Here is a 21,640-nt window from a genome sequence, read left to right as displayed (position 1 = left end):
CATCGCCACCCGCTACGACAAGTCACCCGAAAGCTACCTCGCCGGCCTCCACCTCCGCGCCGCAATGATTTGGATCGACGACCTCCTCAAACCCCCCGACTGATCACAACCTCACACAGGCCCTAGTTGAACGGTTCCAGGGTCATGAAGGCTTCTTGCGGGTTGGCGTCGTGGACGAGTGACTCGTGGGCGCCCACGTCGTCGAAGGCGAAGCCGTACGCCTTACCGTCAGCCATCTGTTCGTGGATGATGCGGGAGTACTGGTTGGAGACGGCGTCGCGGTAGAAGTCGGTGCCGTTCGCGTCGGGTTGGTTGGGGTTCGTCAGGAGCGTCGACCGGTTGTAGCCTGCGCACAGGGTGCGGGAGATCGGACCGCGAACGGTGTCGTTGGGTGCGTCCAGGAGTTTGTAGCAGCCGAAGACGCTGTCGGAGTCGGGCTTCTGGAAACTGGTGACCACTGCTCCCGAGCCATTGGTGAAGTTCATGACGTTGCCCGAGACGCGACCGTAGTACTTGGTGTTCGGTTCGTTCACGAATGGCGTCACCGTGAGGGTGGAAGCGCTGTACTTGCTCCAGACCCGGTTGATGTAGTCGTTCATGACGTCGGCCGGGATTCCGCCCGCCTCGATGCCGTGACCGGGCGAGAGAGCACGCACCGGCGTGCCGTCGGGACCGCTCTGGATCAATCCGCCCCAGCCGGCCGACCGCAATCGGCTGAAGACGGCGTTGTATCCGTCCGGCTTGAGCCGGCCGGTGCTCGTGACCGTGCCGTTGGCCGCCTTGACGCCCACCGCGTAAGGAGCGGAGAACATGTCGACCTGGGTGCTGTTGATCCACAGTCCGGCGTCGTTGAGGGTGTACTCGGACCAGTTGAACAGGACGCCCCGGTTGGGGTCTGAGGGATTCTGCACGGCAGGTTGCACCAGGCCGCCGGTGCTGACCTTGAAGACGATCTTTTGGCCGATGGAGAAGTAGACGCGTCCCGAGAACTTCGGCATTCGGATCGTCCGGGTCTGCCCGTTGGCCGGACCCGCGATCGACGCGTCGGGCGCAGGGGTCGGCGGATTGCCCCCCGCCGGCCAGGGGTGGAACGTGCCGTTGGCGTCGGCCCAGCCCTGCCGGCCCGTCGCGAGCGAGGTGCCCAAGTTGTAGACATAGATCGGCTCGCTGCGGCCCGACGTGTTCTTGATCGTGAGCGGGATGGTCGCCGGTACGGCCTCTGCGGACGATGAGGGCCCGATGAACATGAGACCGGCGGCTCCCACCATCGCCGAGACACCGAATACGAGCAATCTCGATAGGCGGAACACTCTCTTCCTCCTTGCGTGGGGGGCCTGCCGTGGGGAGGCGGCGGGACAGGGATATGCGTATTGAAGCCTGAGAGCGCTCCCAGCGTCCGATTGTGTTCATCTTCTGTCAATACTCTTGACACCGGCCGGGGTTCCCCGTTCACCGCGCACAGCACCGATGCGCGTCCCCCACACCGGGTGGGTCCCCACGGACGACGCACGGGCCCATATCGCGAACTTCGTTCCCGGCGCTCCGGACTGGGCGAGAAATGATTAAAGACACCGGTCAAACGCGGTTTACCAGGCCCTTCACCACCTAAATGGAGCACATCCTGCCCGGCATGGCGAAGCGTTACTGGAATATGACAACTGCCACCCACACAGCAGTGGTTCCGCAGCGCACCGGACCTGGACTCACACATCCCTCACCGACAGCCGGCCCTTAGGCGGCCTGAGGACTAAAACCGGCTATCGGAACCCGGAGAAGAGCCGGCGCAGCTCTTCCAGGAGGCCGGTCGTCCTCCACCCGACCACCGCGCCTTTCGCCGGGCGGCGTGAAACGAGCCGAGATCGGCATGCAGACGTGTGTGCTGCCGCCATGGCCTGACAGCCGTCGGCAGGCCGACCGGATCTGTGGGCCGGCCGTTCAAACCGTTGAAGGAAGACTGATGTCTCATCTCCAAGTGACCCGGCGAACCACGAGCGCCATCCTTGCCCTACTCTGCGCCGTGGTCCTGTACCAGGCGGCACTGACCGATCCCAGTGCCCATGCGGCCATCCGCCCCTCCAAACCCCGCGCCAACTGGGATGCGATCGCCCAATGCGAGTCAGGTGGCAATTGGCATGCCAACACGGGCAATGGCCACTACGGCGGCCTACAGTTCACCCAAGCGAGCTGGAAGGCCGCTGGTGGCCACAAATACGCCACCCGAGCCGACCTGGCCACGAAGAGGGAGCAGATCGCCACTGCCAAGAGGCTGGCTGCCATGCAGGGCATGGGGGCTTGGAGCTGCGCCCGCCGGTAGGGTAATTCGGCCAACGCGTCGTAGCCCGGTCGGCGTACGGACGACGGGCTTGCGGCGGGCCGTGCCCGAAGCCTCCGGATCTGGTGGGGCCGTCCGGCAGGCGCACGGGGCGTGTGACATCGGGAGCCGAAGGGCGGGGCCTCATGCGCGGGGCCGGAGGGTCTTCCACGGGGTGAAGGCGTTGTCCACGGCCCGCATGGATGAGCGCAGTTCCGGGAAATGGCGCAGCATCACGCTGGTCATGCCGTTGTTCTCGATCCAGTCCAGGCCGGTCTGGGTGTACACCTGTGGTGTGTAGTCCCTGGTCAGAAATCGGTCGCTGTTGAGCCGGCGGGAAGCCATCAGGACGAATATCCGGAAGGCCGTGTCGCTGAAGGCGAAGCCCTTCGGGCGGGGCTCTGCGTACATGCCCACCATCAGGTCGACACGTTCGATGTCGTCGTCGTAGATCCGGCGCATCTCCTCGGCCCAGACCGGGTTGTCCGTCAGCGCGGAGAAGTCGGCGGCGGGCTCCAAGTGGAGCCCGCGCCGGAACTCGTTGTACCTGGGCACGCCCATCTCGCGAATACGCAGCACGTCGACGGCCGCCAAGTCCATGAGCTTGCCGTCCGGGCGCTGGAACTCCTGTAGGAATTGGGGATAATTGTGCAGGGTCACCAGGCCGGGGTGCGAGGTGCCGAAGGAGTAGAACAGGTCCGGCAGCCCGTGTTCGGCGAACACCTCGTACGCGCGCCCGCCGGTCAGCTCCCGGAAATTCGTCTCCCGAAGCAGCGAGTTGTCCACGGCCGAGCGGAAACTCCAGTCATCGGGCACCAGGGGATGCATCCGGTAGACCGCCACGAACTCCTCGGTGAGCGCGTACGGGACGCCGAAGTGATCGGTGTTGCCGCCCACGATGCCGCTGAGCAACTCGCTCCCGCTGATCCGGCCGAGCAGACGTTGCACCCGTTCGCCCAGCAGGCCGTACCAGTTGGCCCGCAGCGCGGCCACCGTCGTCGGGTGGCTGATGACGGCGGGGGTCCACTCCACGGTGTGGATCTTGGCAATGAGCGCGGCGTTGATCAGGCGCGCCCGCTGGAAGAGCTGGTCGTCCGTCCAGGCGGGGAATTCCCGGCACAGCCGGTCGCAGATGGCGTTGTGCTCCAGGATGAACACGTATTGCATCATCAGCAGGCCCAGCCAGAAGCCGGGGGTGTTCGCGGGATCCAGTTCCGGGGCATCGGGGAACAGTCTGCCGTCACGGGAAACTCTGAGTTTGCCGTGCGCGCCCGAGCGCAGTCGCCGTTGGGTCGCGAGGTCGCTCCCGTAGAGCTGGGAGGCGTCCCACCAGTGCGAGTTCTCGTTGATGTGCGTCGGGGGCAGGCCGTCGCCGCCTTCGCCGCGGGTGGTGTCGGGGAGGGTCCGGGGCACGAGCATCGGTGGCGTCGGCCAGGGGTCGTCACCCTCGAGTTCAATCCGCCAGGGGTCGTCGATGGCACCCTGTCCGTGGCTGACCCAGTCGCGGATCATGAACTGCAGCCATGCGGCGACCAGTGCGTTGACGGACGTGGCAGGGATGAACTCATGCCGGGTGAGGAGCGTACGGCTGACCTCGCGCGGGCTGGGAGTGAGGATCTGCGGCTCCGGCTCGGGAAAGGCCACACCCGGCGGGACGTTGCGGCCGAAACGGGAGTGCGCCATGCCCATGCGCGGGTTGTCGAGGTCGTTGTAGGAGCCGTCGGCGGTGCGCTCGGTGAGGTGGCGTGCGGCCGGCGGCTCGATGTCGGGTACCCCGGGCGCGGGGTAACCACTGGTGTCGTGGAGGTTCTTGCGGCGCAGGTTGTCGCGCAGCCCCATGAGGGTCAACAGGCCTAGCGGTGTGGGTAGACGCTGCCAGCCGACCTTGCGGTCGACGGCGAGCGCCAGATGGTCGTGCAGGCGCACGAACGGCGAGCAGGCGCCACTGCCCTCGCCGTGGACCGATGGGTTCGCGCGGGACCGGGAGTGGAAAGAACCTTTTCGCATCGTGGGGTTCCTTTCGGCAGCCGGCTCGGTCGAAGGGGTCAGTTCGGACCCCGCCGCGGCCACTGGGCCACCAGCGTGAGGGCGACGTTCACCGTGGAGATCGCCGTGGCGGCCGCCGCCGCCCGGGGCCGAAGCGTGCCGCGCCGGCCGGCCGCGGCGGCCGACAGCGCGTCGCTGGTGTGGATGACCGTTCCGACGCGCATGGCCCGGGCGATCCGGTCCGGGTCCTGGAGGAACAGGAGTTCGGCGCCGATGAACACTGTTCGCACACCGAACATGCGCAGGACGTAGACGAGGGCCGGCTGTGTCTCGTTCGCCCCCAGCCGACGGGCCACCACCTGTGGGGCCAGTAGCGCCGCCACACCGTTCACCAGCCGGATTCCGGCGAGGCTGTACCGCGCGAAGGAGCGCGCGTCCATGGCCATTACCCTTCCAAAGGGACAGTGCGGGAAATAGGCGATGCGGGAACTATCGGCCCATATACGACGATAGTAGATATTGCGCCTGTCCGCGCGTCATGCGGCCGTCGTGCCGGGATCCGTGTGCGGCGTACCGTTCATCGCTTGCCTGAGGTGTGAGAGGCGCAGGTAGACGGCACGGCGGGCACGATTCTGGTTACCGAGTGGGCGGTGCTCGGGCAGGGCGTGCCAAGGGTTGAAGGTCAGCCGATCGGCGAGGGCGAACTGCTCCGCGTCGGCGAACTCCTGTTGCGGCAGCCGCAGTGTGGCCACGGGCACGAAGGGCGACAGGCGCTCGGGCCACACCACGGAGGCGTTCTCGATCGGCATCCGATGGGGGTCCGTCTGCAGTTGGACGAGGAAGTCGAGGACGACATCGCGCTCGCGCAGGGTAGCGGCCAGGGCCTGGCGCAGGTAGTCGTCGCGCGGGTGCCACGGGGCCCGGCTTCGCGCCTCGTCGCGTGGGGCGATGGCGTACTGCATGGCCTGGCCTTCGCCGAGCAGGTACGGAACGCAGCTCCAGTAGCGCGCCTCCAGTGGACTGGAGTGGGTTCTGGCGTACAGGCCCTGCATGACCATGTCGCACAGGTGCGGATGGCGGGGGCCGATGAAGTACAGGACGGGAGTGCCCGCGTAGACGTGTTGTTGCAGCTTGAGGTTTTGGGTGACATCCGGCGTGGTGAACGTCGGCGTGGTGATGCCCGTGAAGTCCTGGGTGCCCCGCTCGTCGTCGAGCAGAGTCGCGCCTTCGACGCCCAGCAGTTTGACGGCGATGCTGAGCACTCCGTTGTCCTGGATGTCGGGTGGTGCGAGGGGACCCGGACCGGCGAAGCGGACCCAGGCCCGGTACGTCGCCGGGCGGCTGAACACTCCGTGGCGCAGTCGCTCGGGGAGCCCGCCCGGCACGATGAACTCCCCGTGGACGACGCCGTAGGTCTTGGTGTTTCCGGCTCGCTGGGCGGTACCCGGGGCGTACTCGCGCATGATGAACCGGGCCATCTGGTGTGCGATGGCCTCGGTGGTCGCCGCTTCGTCGGGCAGTGCCCTCTCCTCGGCGATGCGCAGGTGCTCGTCGGGGCGGCGAACGTTGACGCACCACTGCACCAGGGTTTGGGCCGGCCCGCAGAGGATCCGGTCCACTGTCGGGCGGATGTAGGGATCGATGCGCCGCTCAAGGCGAACGCAGGCCAGGACGGCGTCGTTGAGTCGTTGTCGCGCGTTCACCGGTGTCCGCCCGATCGCGCGTCCTCGCACAGGTAGCGCAGCGCCTGGAGGCCGGGCAGGAAGAAGTAGGCACCGCCCTGCACGGAGACGAATTGCGGCAGGTCGCGGTAGCGGGTGCGGACGGGCCTCGCCTGGACGGTGAACGTCGCATCGTGGTCCTGGCGGGCCGCGACTACCGGGTCCGGGCCGTCGTACAGCCCGTTGAAGTGCGCGTTGTTCAGCCAGGTGTGCTGGATGAACTCGAACTGGCGGGAGATGTTCGCTCCCAGACACAGGAAATGCAAACCTCTGTCCCCGTCGCCGTTGTCATCGCCGTACGCACGGCCGCGGCGCAGGATCCGGTGGCGGCGGCCGATCGAGACCGACTGGGCCGATCCGGGCTGGGGATCCAGCGAATCGCGCGGGTTGGCCCGGCGGACGTGTGCCCCGAGGGGGCAGCTCAGGCCATCCGGATCGGTGGCGAAGTAACCGAAGTCGTTGTCCGAGCCGAGGCTCGGGTCGTCTCGCAGCGGCGCGTGTACCAGTGGCGCGCCGCTGGGCCAGCGGCCCATCATGCGTGCCGCGAGTGCCTCGTGGGCCTCGGGATCGGCGGCGCCGTCGGGGCGTCGCGTCGCCTCTTCGAGGTACCGGTGGAAGCCCGCGACGTCCTGACGTAGCTGCCGGAAGACCAGATAGCTTCCGTTGCGTCCGAAATCGGCGGCGCCGCCGTCCGGCGCGCGGGGCAGCAAGCCGAAGGTATCGCATGCGGCAGGCAGCAGCGGCCGGTCGGTGAGCAGTCCGTATTCGTTGGCGTAGCCGAGGACGAACTCCCCGGCCTTGACCGTGCCGTCGCCGGTCGCGGCCTTGGACAGCCCCTCGACCAGTGGCTGGGAGATGCCGTCACGGAAGCCGAACGGCTCGCGATCGGTCAGCGGGGACGTGCCCAGACGGACGGCCTCGGTGAGCCCGCCTCCGGTGAGGGCGTCTTGGCGAACGTCCGACTCCAGCCGGTCCAGGCACCCTTCGTCCCGGGCGTACAACAGGGCGAGGACGTGCACGGGCGGCGATTCCGGGCCACCCCAGCACCAGTGGCTCGGCGCGTTCTCCCCCACGTCGCCCAGCAGGCGGGAGCGGTTGGGGTCGGTCATGCCAGAAACGAACTCATGGGAGAACCCGTCGGGTTCGCCGGGGTCCAGTCCGAGGCGGCGCAGGCCGTCCGAGGTGAAGGCCAGGTTCAGGGCCGACTCCGGTGGTTCCGCGCTGCCGTTCGTCGCCAGCAGGGCCAGCCGTCCCAGCGCGGGGCGTGCGGCAACGGGGTCGTTCACTGTGAGCAGCAGGAAGCAGGCCGACTTCAGGGCGCTGTAGCCGCGTGCGACGAGGCCCTGGATGTCATCCAGTTCCAGGCGCGCAGCTGCTGCCATCACCGTCACACCCCTCTCTAGAACAAGGCGAGCCAGGCCCGGGTTTCGGCCGGGCCGAGTTCTCCGAAGAGACCCGCGCGTATGCGGGCGTTGGTGTCGAGGTTGCGGGTGGTCAGCGCGTCGTACGCGGAGTACCACACCTGCGTCGGCAACTGGTGACAGCGCAGGTAGTGCTTGAAGGCAAGTTCGTCCTCGGCACCGTCCCGCACGAGCCACTTGGTGCGCGGATAGCCGTGGCCGTTGCTGAAGACGGCGTTGAGGCCCCAGGCGACCTTGTCGATGAAGTCGTCCATGTAGCTTTCCAGGCTGCCGTCGTAGTTGCTCGCGAAGATCACTCGCCGTTTGTCGTCGATGAACAGCCAGCGGGCGAAGTGGATGGTCTTGACCCCGGCGAGGCTGCCCCGGTTGAAGAAGTGGCGCACGCCGTAGTCGACGGCGAACAGCACCCCGGTCAGCGTGGCCCGCCGGAACCGGCCACACTTGACGAGGCCCACCGCCGTGAACGGGTTCTGCGTGGCGAAGTCCTCGCAGGCCGCCAGCCTGGCCACGTGGTCAGGGGAGGGCCGCTCCCGGCTGGGGACGTCTCGCCACTCGTGCCAGCGCAGCACCACGACCCAGACCGGCAGGCCGGCCAGGATGAGGGGCAGCAGTGCGATCACGGCCAGCGGAACCCCCACGAGGTGCGCCGCCTCCCGCAACCTCCACCGCAGCGTGGGCGGCGCGGGACCCGACCGTGCCCACGCCAGGTCCGGGCGGCCGGTGACGTATCGCTGGATGGCGGCCCGCACCTCCGCCGGATCCGCGGTGGCCCACTCGGGGCCGCGCCGGTCGAGGAACTCCTGGATCGCCTCGCGCAGCCGGTCCTCCTGCTGGATGCGGCGCAGGCCCCGGCCGACGGTGTTGACATAGAAGGCCGAGCTGGGCACGGAATGGGCTCGTAGCCAAGCGACCCTCGTGGCATCCGGCTCTCCGGCCGGCGGATAGCCCTGGCAGTGCCCGAACATTTTTACCAGTGCGCTGCCGGCCTTGCCGACAAGGTCGGCGAGGTGCGCGTCCATCGGCGCGTCCACCTCGCTCATGTAGACGATCCTCGCCGGCATCGTCTGCCCGGCGTGGTCTTTCCCCTCGGGAACGAGGACCAGCCGCGCGAAGTGGACGCCCGCCAGCTCGGCGAAGGGGATGAACTCACCCCCAGTGCCCCGGTGATTGGCCTCGGCCAACACCTCTTGCACCTCGGCCACCCGCTCCGGAGGCACCGTGGCCCCGACGGTGACGGCGATCTGCTGCGACGCACGACGGCCCGAAGCCGATGCCGACGAACCGGGATAGGAGAGGGCGAAGTTGAGGACCTTGCGCCGCCCCCAGTAGACGATGCCGAGATAGACGCCGGGCCTGATCTCCCGGATCTCGTCGCGGATCCAATGCGCGAGGAGCGACGTCCGGGAGTAGTCCAGTACGGTGCACTCCCCGTCGTCGAGCCGGCTCGCGCCCCGGTAGACCTTCGCCCGAATCGCGCGCACTCCGAGCGGTGTGACCCTGTTGCGCAGTTCACCCCGTTCGGCGTCGAAGACCTTGCCCTTCCACGCGACGAGCCGCGCCAACCGCGCCGCCACCTTCGACACCACCGCCCCGCGCGCCACGAGCACCGTGCCGCGCGCATTGCCGACGGGTATCTCCCCGGCGCGGCTCATGCGGAACAGATCGTCGAGAGCGGGGCGGGAAAGGGTCAGCAGCTGATCGACATCCGCCCCCGTGTCATGGCTCATCGCACACCTCCGTGGGCCACACCATCAGCGTATTTCAGCCGGCACATCCCGGCATTTCGGCGGGGGCCGGGGAGCGCCGCAGGGTCACGGAGGCCGCGGGTCGGGACTCCGATCGTCCCCATCGGAGCCCACCCGCCGCCGGCGCGGTCTGGCGACGAAGCCTCGTTTGCCAGGTCCGAGCCGCCATTCCAGTCGCACGCCGCACTCGGCATCGGGAAGCGCGCGGACGCCTCGCCGAGCCACGGCCGACTGGTGGACCTCCGCAGCGAACGCGCGGCCGACCGGCCCGGCCATTGCCGCGTGAGGCCGTCCCCCTTCTCATGTCGCCGGAGACAGTGGACCGGCCCCGCTGTCCCTCACTCCTTGGCCGGCGGGACGCTTTGGGTCCGCTGCGATCGTCTCCGTTTTGGGCCCTATTTCTTGCATGTGCGGGGTGCGATTGCGCCCGCCCAAAATGATTGACAGTCACATCACCTGCACTCTGGGCTATTTCATTATTTGACGGCACGTCTAATAAAAGGTTGCAGATCATAAAGCTTGAGTAAAGTCCATGCATCCGGAAGCTCGTCGAGATGGCCTGGACCAAAGCCCGCTCGGCCCGCAACTGCGCTTTTGCTGACCAAATTTGACGTTGCGTCACCTACTCGGACCGATGGTTGAATCAGCGACATTTTCGGACGCAGCGCAACGGTGTTGAAATCTGCTCCTGCCGCTCTGGCAGGATTCCCGCACCCAATCCAATGAAGGAAGCGGTGTGGTTATGTCTGCGTGCAGAAGCGTGTTAGGCCGCGGCGCAACTCCTATGTGTCGCCAGGCCGCAAGCGCATGCGCAGAGAGCGGAGCGCAGCGCCCGCTCTCGCCCCTCCGGGTGACGTCTCAGTCACGTCCGGGCCCAAGCCGGGTGAGCGGCCCCACGCTGTGGCCTGGACTCTTCGACTCCGCCGCTCTACGCCGCGCACCGCGCGGCGGTCACCGGCCGACGGGCGGATTCGGGCGAGATACCCGCCGGCCGCCACGTGCAGCCGACGCCTCGCCCGCACCCACGGCCTGGAGGCGCCGGCGCCGCGCCGTTCGTCGCTCAGCCATCACAGTGTCGCCGAATCGAGGGCGCGGCCGTGTCCCGTCCGCGCCCGTCGCACAGCCCGGAGGGCCGGGCTGCCCGGCAAGCACGTTCCCGAACTTTTCGGATCAAGGAGCATGATGCACAAACGTCGCACGTCCCGCCGCAAGAAGGCGCTCATAGCAGCGATCACCGCCACCCTCTCCGGCGGTCTGCTGTTCGGCTTCGGTGCCCTCGCCCAGGCCGATGCGGTGAGCGGCACGGTCATCGGCGGGCAGGGGAACTTCAGCACCGTCAACCACAGGGTGAAGCCGTCCCTGTCGGCCCAGATCAACGGCTCTTCCAGAGTGGGTACCAGGATCCAGATGTCCTGCCGGACCACCGGCGACGCCGTGGAGAACAACCCACGGTGGATCTATACCGGCTCCTACTACATCGCCGACGCGTTCATCCAGGAGAACACCACCGGCCTGCCGGTCTGCGGTTCGAACCCGAAGCCCACCCCCGCCACGGCGAAGTCGCTCCGGATCGACATGCAGAAGCAGGTCCGGACGCAGTGGTGCTGGGACGCTTCCGGCGTCACCATCGCCGAATACTGGGGCCGAACCGTCAGCCAGGAGCAGTTCTGCCAACTCGCCTCCCAGGCCTCCTGGGTGGACTGCAACAACAAGCCCGCAACCCTGGAAGACATGGCCAACGGCCTGTCCAGGCTGGGGCTCGGCAACAGTGGCCGCAGCCTGTACCGCAACGCCTCGTTCAGTGAGTCGGCCGCCGAGATCGCGGCAGGCCGGCCGTTCGCCGTCCGGATCGGCTGGCGCAGCGGCGGCGGCCACATGAACGTCATCTACGGCTACGACAGCGCCAGCAACATGATCGCGGTCGGTGATCCGTGGCAGACCACCCAGACCTATACCTGGTGGAGCCACTCCACGTACGTCAACAACACCTCGTTCCAGTGGACCCATTCCCGCATCGGCATCCAGGGCTGAGGAGAAGACCGATCATGCAGACCATGCGACGTACCAGGCGCGCGGCCGTACGAGCCGCCGCCCTCGCCACGACCGCTATTGCCGCCATGCTGTGCGGAAACGTTTCCGCACAGGCTGCGGACGGCGACGGCATCGCGGGCTACCAATCCGCCCAGCAGACCCTCCGGAGCGACCAGCTCCGGGACACCGTCTCCCGCTTCCTGGTTTCTGCCCGGCCGCCCGGCAGCGCCGCCGCCGCGGACGGCGGCGCCGCCGGCACCCCCCGGAACGCACCCTCCGCAGTCGCCGCGCCGCCCAGGTTCGACCTCAAGAACCCGGTGCCGATGTTCGAGATCAGCCCGGAGTTCGTGACCGGCAAGACCCAGGCGACTCCGCAGACCGCGCTGCGGCTCTCCTATCTCGCCTCCCGCGTGACCGCCTCCGACGGCCACCAGGCAGCCGTACTGCTCGCGCCTCAGGGAAACACCGCCAGGATGGGCGACGGCGGGCAGAACGTCGGCGCCGAGGGCTGGCAACTGGCCGGCATCCGGGACGGGGACGCCGAGGTCAGCCTTGCCGAACGCGGTACCCCGCAGGCCCGCACCTTCACCGAGCCCCAGATCCACGCCTGGTACCGGCTCACCGCCGAAGGATTGGTCGAACCCCTCAACGAAGAGGCGACCACCGGTCTGGGCGGCAAGCGCTCCCTCACTCTCGCCGCCTACCAGAAGCTGGTCACCGCCCGGTACGGTGACAAGCTGCCCGGCTCCGAGTACGACCGGAAGGGGCTGGCCGGCGGGTACGGCGGTTTGGTCGAGGACCAACCGACTCAGCCCGTGGCCGCGTCCGGGAGACCGTTTGCCGAGGCGTCCTGGCAGTCGGCGGCCGGGGCCGCGGCATTGGCAGCGGCCTTGGGCGCGGTGGTGTACGCGCGTCGTCGACGGACGGCCGCCACACGCTGACCCGTGCGGATCCGTCCGGCCGCAGGGCCACCGGGGCATGTGAGCAGGTTCGGGCCGCACCATCCGCACATACCGCAGGTCGGGGAGCGTGGACGACCTTGCCTTGCTACACGAGGTCGGAGTCGGAGCGCGGACGACCTCCGGTCCGGCGCTTGACCCCCTGAAGCTCGGATCCGGCCGTGTCGCCCCACCGTGCAGGGGTGACCGGCCGGGTCGGCGATCCGTGTCCGCCGTCACCGGCTGGGTACATCCCGCCGGTCCGGCCTGCCCCCGGAACGCACAAGTCCGTCGTCGGGTCGTGACGTCGGGCAGCGGTCCGCGGTACGGGACGCCCCGACTCCGTGTGACAGCGGTGTGAGCGACCTCGGCCGAAGCCGGGCACTCAACTCCTATGGAGAGGTGGTGGGTCGTGTCCGCGCGGCCTGTCGGCGTGACCACCGCCGATAGGCCGCGGGCGCCCCTGAGCGGTAAAATGGCCTCGTCAGGCCCTCAGGGTCCAGCCGCAGGAGTACCGCTCGGCCGGCCGTCCGCGAGAGTGCTGGACACACCCCAGTCGTAGCGCCGGAAACGGGCAGTCCTCCTCGCCGACAGAGGAGTTGGCATCATGAGCAACGTAGTGATCCGGGCAACGACTCTCGCTGCCGCAGCCGTTCTGGCAACCACCGGCGCCTCGCTCGGCGCCACCCAAGCATCGGCGGTGCCACGTATTCCCACCTGCCACGTGGCCGACCTGCACCTCGCCATCGGTGAGCCGGATGGCGCCGCCGGGTCTCTCTACTACCCGATCTCGTTCACCAACACCTCAACGCACACGTGTACGTTGCGCGGATACCCCGGCGTCAGCGTCGTGGATGTCCGGCATCATCAGATCGGCACCTCGGCGATCCGCACCGGCGAGCCGGTGGACACGGTGACCGTCTCCCCGGGCGATACCGTGACCGCCGTCTTCCGCACCAACAGCCCGGGCGTGGTGCCGAGCTGCCGGCCGATGTCGACCTATGTCAACGTCTACCCGCCGAACAGCTTCCAGGCCGTGCAGATCCCCTACCACCTGCGGCTGTGCGGGGCCTTTGAGATCAGCCCGGTCCAAGCTTCGGAATGACCGCTGAAGAGAACCTGCCGGGCGCATTCCACGCCGCCGTAGATGAGACCGAACACGTCGATCGCCCAAGTTTCGCGATCGACGTGTTCGGTCTCCTCCCCCGCACCCTGCCGGTACGAGCCGAGTTGTGCTCCTCACCCACGAGGCGCGGGGGCCAGTGCTGCTCTCGGGCTGCTTGCGGGCACCGAGCGACCCGGACACGTAGCCGTCTAACCGGAGCGGGCCTTCTGCAGAAGCTCCGGATAGGGCATCTGCGCCGTGGAGCCACGCACCCGCGTGAGGCCGTAACGATCGATGATCTTCTGGTTCTTGAGCGGCCTTATGGGATCAAATGCTATGCGGTCACCCGGTGGTGACACGTCCACGACTATGGCGGGCCACTCCCCATTGTCCACCCTCCATACAGATATACGCTGGCGACGGCGGGTCAGGTTCAAGATTTCACTGCTGTTCGATATGGCAGATCGATACCTGTACTCCGCATTGGGGGGGTCCCCACCACTGGCCTCTCTTTTGAGCCTCGCAGCTCCCACCCTGGAACGTTCGTAGTCAGAGGGCATCGTCATTCTGTCCTTCCTGATCACATACACGTCGGTCTGGGCTTTGACGGCTTCATAAGCGCGTTTCTGCGGATTGTTGATCTCAACCACCGCGTCCTGCGCGACTTCTTCCCCCGGGTTCAACACCCGCCCCACCGGCGTGACGAACGCCCCATCGTAGATCAGGTCATCTCTGGCAGCCTTGGCATCGGAGACGCTGCTCGCGGGACCGCCGTGGATCCAGTAGATGCTGTCGAGGATGTAGACGGGCACCTGGCCGGCGTTCTTCACGTACAGATGGACCGTCACATACATCTGAGCCCCACCGTTGGCCAGAATCGATTCCCTGAATTCGGCCCCACTCTGTATCACCGGGGGCAGCACGTAAGGAACGTAGAGCTGCGTGTAGGCAAGGTTGGTTCCGGCAAGAAGAGTGGAGACAATCACCCCGATCGCTATTTTCCTCGGAACGTGAAGACCCTGCCACGCACGACATCTGATGAGTCTGAACAGAGCCACCGAGGACCAGATTGCGAGGACTATCCCAACCAGGGTGTAGCCGGTGAAGCATTCGCCGACCTGCAAGAAGAGGAACGAAATACTGCAGAGGAGGGCGAGCACGACTCCTGCCAGAACGGCCACCCCCGAGTAACTCCATCGCCTCTTCCGCCAGTAGTCGACAGCGGCCGCGGCCGCGATCAGTTCCACCACGGCAGCGACAAGGACGGTAAATCCCGCGATCCGCCCGCCGTAGGTCAGGGCGTCACCGCTGTCCGACAGGCCGATCCGAAAGAGCGGGCACGCAGTCGCCAAGAGGCCGAGGACCATGAAGACGCCGATTGCTCGTCGCCGCCACGCTCGATCCGGCCAGACAGTACCGTCTGCACCCAGCCAACGGACATCGTGTCCAAGTGGCAGACCAGCGCGACGCAGGAGTCTTCGAAGCTCCCTGCGGGACCGAGCCGTACCGATGGGCTTGCCATCGATCAGGACCTTCCGCAAGCCGAGTCCATCAGGCCCCCCGACGGTCACCTCGGGCGAGTTCTCCATAACTCCAGCCTGCCGCTTGTCCGCATGCGGCGCCCCCGGAACGCCCCTGTGAGCACCCCCGCGCCGGGGTGCGCTCGACGTGGCGAAGGGCGAGTCTGGAGTTGATGTGTTGATGCCGCTCGTCCTTGAGGGAGTTCCCATGCGTACCCGAATTATCGGATTCATCAGCGCCCTCGTACTGGCTTCTCTCGGTGCCGCGGTTCCGGTCGCGCAGGCTGTCGTACCGACTGCCACCGGCCCGGCGTGCGTGGCGGGCAAGGGAAGGGTGGTGTACGACTCCGGCACCGGACTGTGGACCTGCATAGGCGGCAAGTACGACGGCGAACCCATCACGAACTGAACGCCGGCCGCACGCGCTTCCCACAACGGCCCGATCCGGTTTCGAATGGCCCTCGGCTCGGCAGCACTCGGGAGATGTCCGCCGAGCGGCAGGTGCGCACCGTGATTCGACCGCTCGGGTCGTGCAGTCGGCTGAGAGGAGGAGGGATGACCGGCACACTCCGGCGTCCCCTGGGACGCACGGCCGCGGTCCTCGCGACGCTCGTCGCCCAGCCCCTGGCCTTGGGAGCGAAGGCCTTGACCCGGTGCGCGACAACCGGCCCGGTACGCGTCACTGCAGCTCCAGGTGTTCCCGCACCCGAGTGAGCAGGGCAGCGAACGCGGGGGTCATGGCGGCGTCCGACTGCTTGAGGACCGTCGAACGGCCGCCGTCCTCCACCGTTAGCGTGTAGCTCATCGCATCCCTCGCCCTACTGGGCCGGTCCTCCGTGGGCGTTGCGACGGCTGCCGCCACCAGCCGGTCCAACTCCTGGGCTGTGCTCTCCGGCAGGGTGTCCGTATCCAGCACCTTGGGCGGGAGGCGGAGGTTGGCCGCCGCCGCCAGCCCGCCGTGTGTCGCCAGGGTCAACTTCATTGCCTGCAACCTCGTTACGACGGGCTTACATTCGGACGGCGGCCATGGCCGGTGTCAGCCGGTTTCCTTCAACGCGGCCACTTCCTTGGCCAGCCTCGTCATCTTGGCGCTCAGTTCCCCGACCTGTCTGGTCAGGGCTGCCAGGCCGTCCTGTCGGCTCACGCCACCGTTCCCGGCGGCGGCCGCGAGGCTCCGCGCCCGGGCGACTCCGGTAGGGACGCCTCTGATGGGGATCTCCACCTCTTGCCACGCCGCCAGTACAGCCGACTGCTCGACGCTGCCCACGCCGAAGAGGTCCCCGGCCTTCTGGAAGGTGGTGTCCGCGAAGTCCTGGAACTGGGTCTCGGCGCTGGACGCTTTGAGTGCTTCGTACCAGACGGGCCCGGCACCCTCCCATGCGAATCCGCCGATCCCCACAGCGGCCAGGTAGAACGCCTTGTTCGGGATGCCCGAGTTGAAGTGCACCCCGCCGGAATCCCCTTCCTCGGTGTCGGGGAGGTGAACGAACTTGCTCATACGGTCGGGCTGAGGGTCCTTTCCGAACAAGGCGTTGTCGTAGGCGTGCCCCGGGGCCTTCATTGATCGCAAGGCGTCGGCATCGATCCCCGGGGTCCACACGTCAGCCCCGATCAGCCAGTCCGCCTCCTCGGCCGACTGTTTCAGCGACCACTGCTTGACGAGCGACCCGAAAACATCCGAAATCGACTCGTTCAGGGCTCCGGACTGGTTGTGGTACGCCAGTCCGGCAGTGTGTTCGGTGACTCCGTGCGTCAGCTCGTGCGCGATCACGTCGAGGGATCGTGTGAGGTCGCCCAGCATCTTTCCGTCTCCGTCACCGAAGACCATCTGTCGTCCGTCCCAGAACGCGTTGTTGAACTTCACACTAAAGTGAACGTAGCCGTCCAGGCGCATCCCGTGGTCGTCGATCGAGTCGCGCTGGAACACCTCCCTGTAGAAATCGCGTGTCAGGCCGAGTCCGTCGAAGGCCCGGTTCGCGGAATCGTCCGCGGACGCCGGTCCGTCCTCCGACCTGGCCAAGGCGGCGGATGCGAGGAAGCTCCCGTGGTCGCAGTCGAAGACGGTGCGCCGACCGTTACCGGTTGCGGTTGCGGTCGGTCCGGCGAGGGACGCCCGGACCGCTCGTTCGCCCCGCAGGCGAGCGGTAGTCAGCATGGTGTCCAAAGCGGCTTGGCGCACCTCGCTGTCTTCGCTCTCCAGAAGCCTCTTGAGAAGGTGCGGCGGGATGATGCAGTTGAGTCGGGAGGTCCTGTTCATAGGACACCTCCTGGAAGTGTGGAGCACGGGCAAGCACGCGTCGACGCGCCGAGGGTTCGCGACGTTCGATGCGGCAGGACGCAGCGTTGCCACGGCCCCCCGCGGGGGGCTCGTGGACGGACGGCAGAAGCCCACTGGGCGTGGCGTGTGCGGGAGAAGCGTTGGCGCCGACCCTCCCGGTTTCCAGAGGCGGGGCCATGCTCATATCACCAGTCTCCGGCCGCCCGTAGCGGCTGGCAAACGCAGGGAACCCGTATCCCGGCTGACGCATTGGCAGGCTCGGGAACGCCGACTCGTCGCGCCGCCCGGAAGACGAGATCGCTCCCGCTTCCCGAGTTCGGCAAGTTGCGCTTTCAATAGGTCATCGTTCAACCGGAGGCGGCCACGCCCATGGGGCAGGACCGCAGGAGGTAGGGACGCCGTGCACCGGTATGCCGGTGAACACCGGACACGCGGTTAGGCCGGTGTGACCGTCGAACGGGCGGGCCCTTTGGTGGGGCTGCGGCCTCGCTTGGCCTCCAGGTCTCCCTTGATCACGGACGCGCATGTCAATCGGCTGACGCCCGTATGCACTTCGCGGATCCCCGCGGAGGCCTGGGCCTCGTCCTAGGCGCCCTCGTTGGCTCGTGCTCCTCACCATGACGACGTTCCGCAAGCTCGGGTGGCGTGTCGCGGTGGGGTCTGCCCCATCCTGTTCCAGGGGGTTTGTCGGAGTGCCTGCGGCCGGCGCCGCGTGATCCGCTATCCGTAAAGACTTCGAGTGGCGGAAGGTAAGCAGTTGACAGAACGGATCGGGTACTCAGCGTGGATCGCCGGCGTGGTGCAGTTCTTCGTCATCCACGGAATTGCCGAATCGGCTTGGGCAAGGCCGTACAGTCGGGCACGGAACAACATCAGTGACTTGGGAAACGCCCACTGCGCCCTCCTGTCAGAACCCGAGCCGCGATATGTCTGCTCCCCCGCGCACGGACTGATGAACGCTTCGTTCGTCACCCTGGGAGCACTGCTCGTCGTCGGCGTCGCAATGACCCGGGGCGCTCTGTGGCGTAGAGGCCCGGGCGCGGCCGCCGTGAAGTTGCTGCTGGCCGGCGCCGGCGCGGGCTTCGTGTTGGCCGGGCTGGCCCCTGCGGATGTCGACGAGAACCAGCACGTCATTGGGGCCCTGCTCATCATGGGAACCGGCAACATCGGTCTTCTCCTCGCCGGCTTCGGCCTGGCATCCACCATTTCCGGCCCATGGCGCTGGGCGACCGTCCTGCTGGGCAGCACGGCGATCACGGCCTTCGGGCTGTTCCTCTCCGGCCACTACCTCGACCTGGGCATGGGGGGCATGGAACGCGTCGCAGCCTTTCCCCTCCTGGCCTGGGCACTCGCCATCGGCGTGCATGGCCTCATCCGCGGGGCGGGCCGTACGCACGATCCAATGCCGGCACGCGTCTCGACGCCCGCCCGCGCCGCCGATTCGGACAGGCGGTGCCCCTCTCGCCCGGCCCGAGGTGTCCGCGTCCGCCCCGCCTCCGCGGGCTCTCATGTGTGGCAGGCCCTGGTGTTCGCCAAGGCCTCACGACAAGGTGGCGTTGCCCACGCCGCGCCTGTGACGGCGGATTCACCGGCAACCCGTCACCCGGCCCCTTGATATACACCCAAAGTAACGGACAATCACGTAGAGTTGCGATCTCGTGCACTGTTCTCGCCGCCCGAGCGCCTGTGGGAGTCGCCTTGTCCATGCTGCTGATCAGAGGTTCGTTCAAGATGACGGACCGCGCCAGGCCGGACGGCGACACGCTCCCGTTCGTGGCGGACAACGTGGCCGACTGGAAGCTCGTACCCGGCTGTGAACCGATCGTGCCGAAGGCCGACGGCCGCGTCAGCATCAGGCTGGAAGCCATCGACGCGCTGGAGACCCACTACGGGCAGAAGCCGCACGAGGAGCACCAGCCGCGCGACCTGGCCCACCAGGCGGCCGACAAGCTGCTGACCCTCGTCGGCTTCGAATCCGTCATCCGCAACCAGGACGACGAGACCGTCGTCACCGTGCCCGAGAGCGTGCCCGGCTGGATCCTCACCAGGGGCAGTGACGTACACGGCCGGTGTGTGGCGTTCGCGGGCAAGACCACCCCACCCGTGTACAGCGGCTACGAGACGAACATCGACGACGATCTGCTGAAGAAGACCGCCAACTACCAGTTGCTCAAGCTCGGTCTGGTCTATCCGACCTACTACGCCGGCCTTCCGTCCTACTTGCGTGAGGTGCTCACCGACGCCTCGGAACAGGCGCGGGCGGCCGGGTTGGGCCTGTGGGCCGCCGGTACCGACAAGACCATCGACGGGGCGACGGTCACCGCGATGTCCTCGATCACCGACGACCACACCGGGCAGGTGCTCCTGCCGAAGTTGTTCCGTCGACTGAAGGACTACCTGGACTTCACTCCGGACCATCCGTCGCTGGACCGCTTCCGGGCGTACCTGGCCGGCGGGGCAGACGAGTTCCGTCTCCTGCCCGACACCAAGAAGCTCTTCAGCGGTCTGCACCACATCGTCGAGGTCACCGCCGACAACACCGTGAGGATGACCCACCCGGCCACAGAGATCATCTTCACCGAGAAGTGAACCGCGAGCGGTGCCCAGCCTGTTGGCGTCGCAGCCTGGTCGCCTCGCCAGGCGGGAGCACCGCTCGGTCACCTACCTGCCCGACCCACCCGGGGCGCCTCCCAGCAGGCGTCATTTCACCGAGCCGGCCATCATGCCTCACACGAAGTGCCGCTGGAAGGGGGAGAAGACGGCAACGGGACCACCAGGGGCAGCAACCCGATCTGCACGGGTTCACGGAGGACAGCAGCTCGAAGGTGCGCGGATGGCGGGCAGCGAGGCCCGTCGCGGAGAGCGCGTCGTCGTGGATACGCAGCGCCGCTTGGTCCCTGTGGGGGACGTCGAACCGGCCGCAGGGGTTCATGTGCGTCCCCAACAGCGGGGACAGTGCCCGCCGGTCCGCGTCAGCGAGGGTGTCGACCCGCTTCGAATCGGCGGGCTATGGCAAGCGCCACGGACCCCCGGCCCCCTGCTCAGACCACCAGCTCCGAGGGTGGAGACATTGCGGTAGCGCAGTACTCTCCGTTCGATGAACTCCTCCCTAGTCGCGCGTCCGATCTGGACGACCGGGTCGGTGAAGCGCAGGAACCACCACCTGTGGCGCTCGAGGCAGCGCCTCCGCACACCTGTCCACCGCCCGGGCACGCGGCAGAGCGCGGCAGTCGGCTACGGCCCGTTCGAGCCAGTCGGTCCGGAACGCCGCAACGCTGCGGGGGCTCTCGCAGGCGGCGCGGTCACGTATCGGGTAAGGTATGGCGCTCCTTGCTGAGAGCCACACCCTACTGACCTACTCCTGCTCCTTGTACACGGCTTCGATGTTGTTGCCGTCCGGATCGTCCACGAACGCGCAATAGGCGCGGTACTCAGGCCAAAGCCGGGGTTCGTACCGGGACGTGCCACCAGCGGTCAGGGCGGCCTCGTAGAAGGCGTCAACCGAGGCCCGGTCGCGTGCGGTGAACGCGATGTGTGCGCCCCGGGTCACCATGGCGTCGCCCGCGGGGTACAGACCGAAGGAAGGAGTGTCCAGCTCCTCTTCCCAGAACTCCGCTCCACCGTCAGCCGCTTGCCCTACAACACCGAGAGGCTTGAGCGCGGCAGTGTAGAGACGGGTGCTCGCCTCAAGGTCCGAGGCGATGAAGGTGACGTGGTGGATGAAGGGCCATCGTTGTGTCATGACCGCGCAGTCTACGAGTGCCGACGCCACCGCCGGGCACCGGGCTTGACTGAGCACCACGTGCGTCGACCCTGGCGGCGGCAAGGCCACGTACCACAGGTTGGTGATGTCGTAGCCGGCCTCGCTGACGATCACGGTGTCCGGGTCCCCGGCCTGCCGCCGGCCCGCGGTGATGAGCCGCTCGCGGACTCAGCCACCGGCACCAGGCGTCCGCCGCCGAAACGGGGGAACGACCGCCCGGACAACACCGTCCGCAGCCCATCGATGTCGATCCGGCCGTGGGTCGGACCGCGCCGCACATCGCACCGTGCCCGCGACATGATCGGGCAACAGCGTCTTCAACGGCTCTCCACGCCAGAAGAAAGGGACGTCTGAGCCTGCCTCCTTGAACGTGCTCTATGAGTAGCGAGCTGTCATGGCATGCCACTGAGGGCCCAAAACTCCTCAGGGGTGGATTTTTGTAAGGCCTTGACAAGACTGCACTCGCTCGTGATGTCAGCCCGTATCAAGGACAGGGGGCCAGCGTCCATCGGATCGAGGAGTTCCTATGTCCCGTAAGCGGACCATGAGTTACAAGAAGAAGATCACGCTTTCCGTAGTCGCCGGAGCCCTGGTGACCGGCGGGTTCGTCGCCACGATGGCGACCGGCAATGCCGCCGTCCCCGACGTCGTGTGTCCTGGGTCGACGGTGACGTTGTCGGGTGAGGCGGGAGCGCCGGCTGCGAGCAGCTCGACCTTCCCGGTGGGAACGAAGCTCAAGGTGACGAACCTCGACAACGGTCACGCGACGACGGTGACGGTGAACGGCCCGTCGGGCAGCTGCGCCCTACTCAACAACGCGG

General features: G+C 67.3%; 17 protein-coding genes and 1 pseudogene. 8 read left to right on the top strand and 10 right to left on the bottom strand.

Going from position 1 to position 21,640, the window contains the following annotated elements:
- Window positions 1–122: 122 nt before the first annotated feature.
- Window positions 123–1,268, bottom strand: a complete 1,146-nt coding sequence (locus E6R62_RS36210; protein WP_136217709.1) for a glycoside hydrolase family 64 protein — start codon at window positions 1,266–1,268, stop codon at window positions 123–125.
- Window positions 1,269–2,017: 749 nt separating this feature from the next.
- Here E6R62_RS36210 and E6R62_RS36205 point away from each other — a divergent pair.
- On the top strand, window positions 2,018–2,314 hold the full coding sequence (locus E6R62_RS36205) for a transglycosylase family protein (protein WP_306432513.1): 297 nt from the start codon (window positions 2,018–2,020) through the stop codon (window positions 2,312–2,314).
- A 141-nt stretch (window positions 2,315–2,455) separates the two neighbouring features.
- Here E6R62_RS36205 and E6R62_RS36200 read toward each other — a convergent pair whose 3' ends face one another.
- The 5 genes from E6R62_RS36200 to E6R62_RS36180 all read right to left on the bottom strand — a co-directional run bounded on the left by E6R62_RS36200 (window position 2,456) and on the right by E6R62_RS36180 (window position 9,166).
- Window positions 2,456–4,318, bottom strand: coding sequence for a peroxidase family protein (locus E6R62_RS36200; protein ID WP_136217704.1), 1,863 nt, complete (start codon window positions 4,316–4,318; stop codon window positions 2,456–2,458).
- A 38-nt stretch (window positions 4,319–4,356) separates the two neighbouring features.
- Entirely contained in the window at window positions 4,357–4,737 is a 381-nt protein-coding gene (locus E6R62_RS36195) for a hypothetical protein (protein ID WP_136217703.1), read from the bottom strand.
- Between the two features lie 96 nt (window positions 4,738–4,833).
- Window positions 4,834–6,000 carry a hypothetical protein gene (locus E6R62_RS36190; protein ID WP_136217702.1) on the bottom strand — a complete coding sequence of 389 codons (1,167 nt, stop codon included), beginning with the start codon at window positions 5,998–6,000 and terminating at the stop codon, window positions 4,834–4,836.
- On the bottom strand, window positions 5,997–7,400 hold the full coding sequence (locus E6R62_RS36185) for a Dyp-type peroxidase (RefSeq protein ID WP_136217701.1): 1,404 nt from the start codon (window positions 7,398–7,400) through the stop codon (window positions 5,997–5,999). The genes E6R62_RS36190 and E6R62_RS36185 overlap by 4 nt, the downstream gene beginning before the upstream one ends.
- Window positions 7,401–7,417: 17 nt before the next feature.
- Window positions 7,418–9,166 (bottom strand): hypothetical protein, encoded by a 1,749-nt coding sequence (locus E6R62_RS36180; RefSeq protein WP_206308957.1) that lies wholly within the window; start codon window positions 9,164–9,166, stop codon window positions 7,418–7,420.
- Between the two features lie 1,197 nt (window positions 9,167–10,363).
- Between E6R62_RS36180 and E6R62_RS36170 the strand changes: the two genes are divergently transcribed.
- The 3 genes from E6R62_RS36170 to E6R62_RS36160 all read left to right on the top strand — a co-directional run bounded on the left by E6R62_RS36170 (window position 10,364) and on the right by E6R62_RS36160 (window position 13,258).
- Window positions 10,364–11,215 carry a papain-like cysteine protease family protein gene (locus E6R62_RS36170; RefSeq protein WP_168714294.1) on the top strand — a complete coding sequence of 284 codons (852 nt, stop codon included), beginning with the start codon at window positions 10,364–10,366 and terminating at the stop codon, window positions 11,213–11,215.
- 23 nt (window positions 11,216–11,238) lie between these two features.
- Window positions 11,239–12,156, top strand: coding sequence for a hypothetical protein (locus E6R62_RS36165; RefSeq protein ID WP_136217699.1), 918 nt, complete (start codon window positions 11,239–11,241; stop codon window positions 12,154–12,156).
- Window positions 12,157–12,760: 604 nt separating this feature from the next.
- A complete protein-coding gene (locus tag E6R62_RS36160) occupies window positions 12,761–13,258 on the top strand; it encodes a DUF4232 domain-containing protein (protein WP_136217698.1) in 498 nt (165 codons plus the stop codon).
- 209 nt (window positions 13,259–13,467) lie between these two features.
- On the opposite strand, the gene E6R62_RS36155 is transcribed toward E6R62_RS36160, so the two are convergent.
- Complete coding sequence (locus E6R62_RS36155; protein WP_136217697.1) at window positions 13,468–14,625, bottom strand: hypothetical protein; 1,158 nt, start codon at window positions 14,623–14,625, stop codon at window positions 13,468–13,470.
- A gap of 361 nt (window positions 14,626–14,986) precedes the next feature.
- Here E6R62_RS36155 and E6R62_RS36150 point away from each other — a divergent pair, with 361 nt between their 5' ends.
- Window positions 14,987–15,187 (top strand): hypothetical protein, encoded by a 201-nt coding sequence (locus E6R62_RS36150; RefSeq protein WP_136217696.1) that lies wholly within the window; start codon window positions 14,987–14,989, stop codon window positions 15,185–15,187.
- Window positions 15,188–15,457: 270 nt separating this feature from the next.
- On the opposite strand, the gene E6R62_RS36145 is transcribed toward E6R62_RS36150, so the two are convergent.
- Both E6R62_RS36145 and E6R62_RS36140 read right to left on the bottom strand, forming a co-directional pair.
- Window positions 15,458–15,760 carry a protealysin inhibitor emfourin gene (locus E6R62_RS36145; protein WP_136217695.1) on the bottom strand — a complete coding sequence of 101 codons (303 nt, stop codon included), beginning with the start codon at window positions 15,758–15,760 and terminating at the stop codon, window positions 15,458–15,460.
- Between the two features lie 54 nt (window positions 15,761–15,814).
- Complete coding sequence (locus E6R62_RS36140; RefSeq protein WP_240802106.1) at window positions 15,815–17,128, bottom strand: M4 family metallopeptidase; 1,314 nt, start codon at window positions 17,126–17,128, stop codon at window positions 15,815–15,817.
- A 724-nt stretch (window positions 17,129–17,852) separates the two neighbouring features.
- On the opposite strand from E6R62_RS36140, the gene E6R62_RS36135 reads away from it, so the two are divergent.
- Window positions 17,853–18,671, top strand: a complete 819-nt coding sequence (locus E6R62_RS36135; RefSeq protein ID WP_168714293.1) for a DUF998 domain-containing protein — start codon at window positions 17,853–17,855, stop codon at window positions 18,669–18,671.
- 89 nt (window positions 18,672–18,760) lie between these two features.
- Complete coding sequence (locus E6R62_RS36130) at window positions 18,761–19,645, top strand: thermonuclease family protein (protein ID WP_240802105.1); 885 nt, start codon at window positions 18,761–18,763, stop codon at window positions 19,643–19,645.
- 766 nt (window positions 19,646–20,411) lie between these two features.
- On the opposite strand, the gene E6R62_RS36120 is transcribed toward E6R62_RS36130, so the two are convergent.
- Entirely contained in the window at window positions 20,412–20,933 is a 522-nt protein-coding gene (locus tag E6R62_RS36120) for a VOC family protein (protein WP_306432512.1), read from the bottom strand.
- 505 nt (window positions 20,934–21,438) lie between these two features.
- Here E6R62_RS36120 and E6R62_RS36115 point away from each other — a divergent pair.
- A pseudogene (locus E6R62_RS36115) lies at window positions 21,439–21,640 on the top strand (hypothetical protein); the annotation flags it as partial.

The sequence above is a fragment of the Streptomyces sp. A1136 genome, assembly GCF_004795055.1.
In the GTDB taxonomy this organism is placed as follows: Bacteria; Actinomycetota; Actinomycetes; order Streptomycetales; family Streptomycetaceae; genus Streptomyces.
The sequence above is the reverse complement of the archived record's forward strand: the minus strand, read 5'-3'. Positions and strand labels throughout refer to the sequence as shown.

Excerpts from the sequence above, each read along its gene's own strand:
- E6R62_RS36165 (WP_136217699.1), top strand. The coding sequence starts at position 11,239 with ATGCGACGTACCAGGCGCGCGGCCGTACGAGCCGCCGCCCTCGCCACG.
- E6R62_RS36130 (WP_240802105.1), top strand. The coding sequence starts at position 18,761 with ATGCTGCTGATCAGAGGTTCGTTCAAGATGACGGACCGCGCCAGGCCG.
- E6R62_RS36170 (WP_168714294.1), top strand. The coding sequence starts at position 10,364 with ATGATGCACAAACGTCGCACGTCCCGCCGCAAGAAGGCGCTCATAGCA.
- E6R62_RS36185 (WP_136217701.1), bottom strand. The coding sequence starts at position 7,400 with ATGGCAGCAGCTGCGCGCCTGGAACTGGATGACATCCAGGGCCTCGTC.
- E6R62_RS36180 (WP_206308957.1), bottom strand. The coding sequence starts at position 9,166 with ATGAGCCATGACACGGGGGCGGATGTCGATCAGCTGCTGACCCTTTCC.
- E6R62_RS36195 (WP_136217703.1), bottom strand. The coding sequence starts at position 4,737 with ATGGACGCGCGCTCCTTCGCGCGGTACAGCCTCGCCGGAATCCGGCTG.
- E6R62_RS36150 (WP_136217696.1), top strand. The coding sequence starts at position 14,987 with ATGCGTACCCGAATTATCGGATTCATCAGCGCCCTCGTACTGGCTTCT.
- E6R62_RS36160 (WP_136217698.1), top strand. The coding sequence starts at position 12,761 with ATGAGCAACGTAGTGATCCGGGCAACGACTCTCGCTGCCGCAGCCGTT.
- E6R62_RS36200 (WP_136217704.1), bottom strand. The coding sequence starts at position 4,318 with ATGCGAAAAGGTTCTTTCCACTCCCGGTCCCGCGCGAACCCATCGGTC.
- E6R62_RS36145 (WP_136217695.1), bottom strand. The coding sequence starts at position 15,760 with ATGAAGTTGACCCTGGCGACACACGGCGGGCTGGCGGCGGCGGCCAAC.
- E6R62_RS36210 (WP_136217709.1), bottom strand. The coding sequence starts at position 1,268 with ATGGTGGGAGCCGCCGGTCTCATGTTCATCGGGCCCTCATCGTCCGCA.
- E6R62_RS36155 (WP_136217697.1), bottom strand. The coding sequence starts at position 14,625 with ATGGTCCTCGGCCTCTTGGCGACTGCGTGCCCGCTCTTTCGGATCGGC.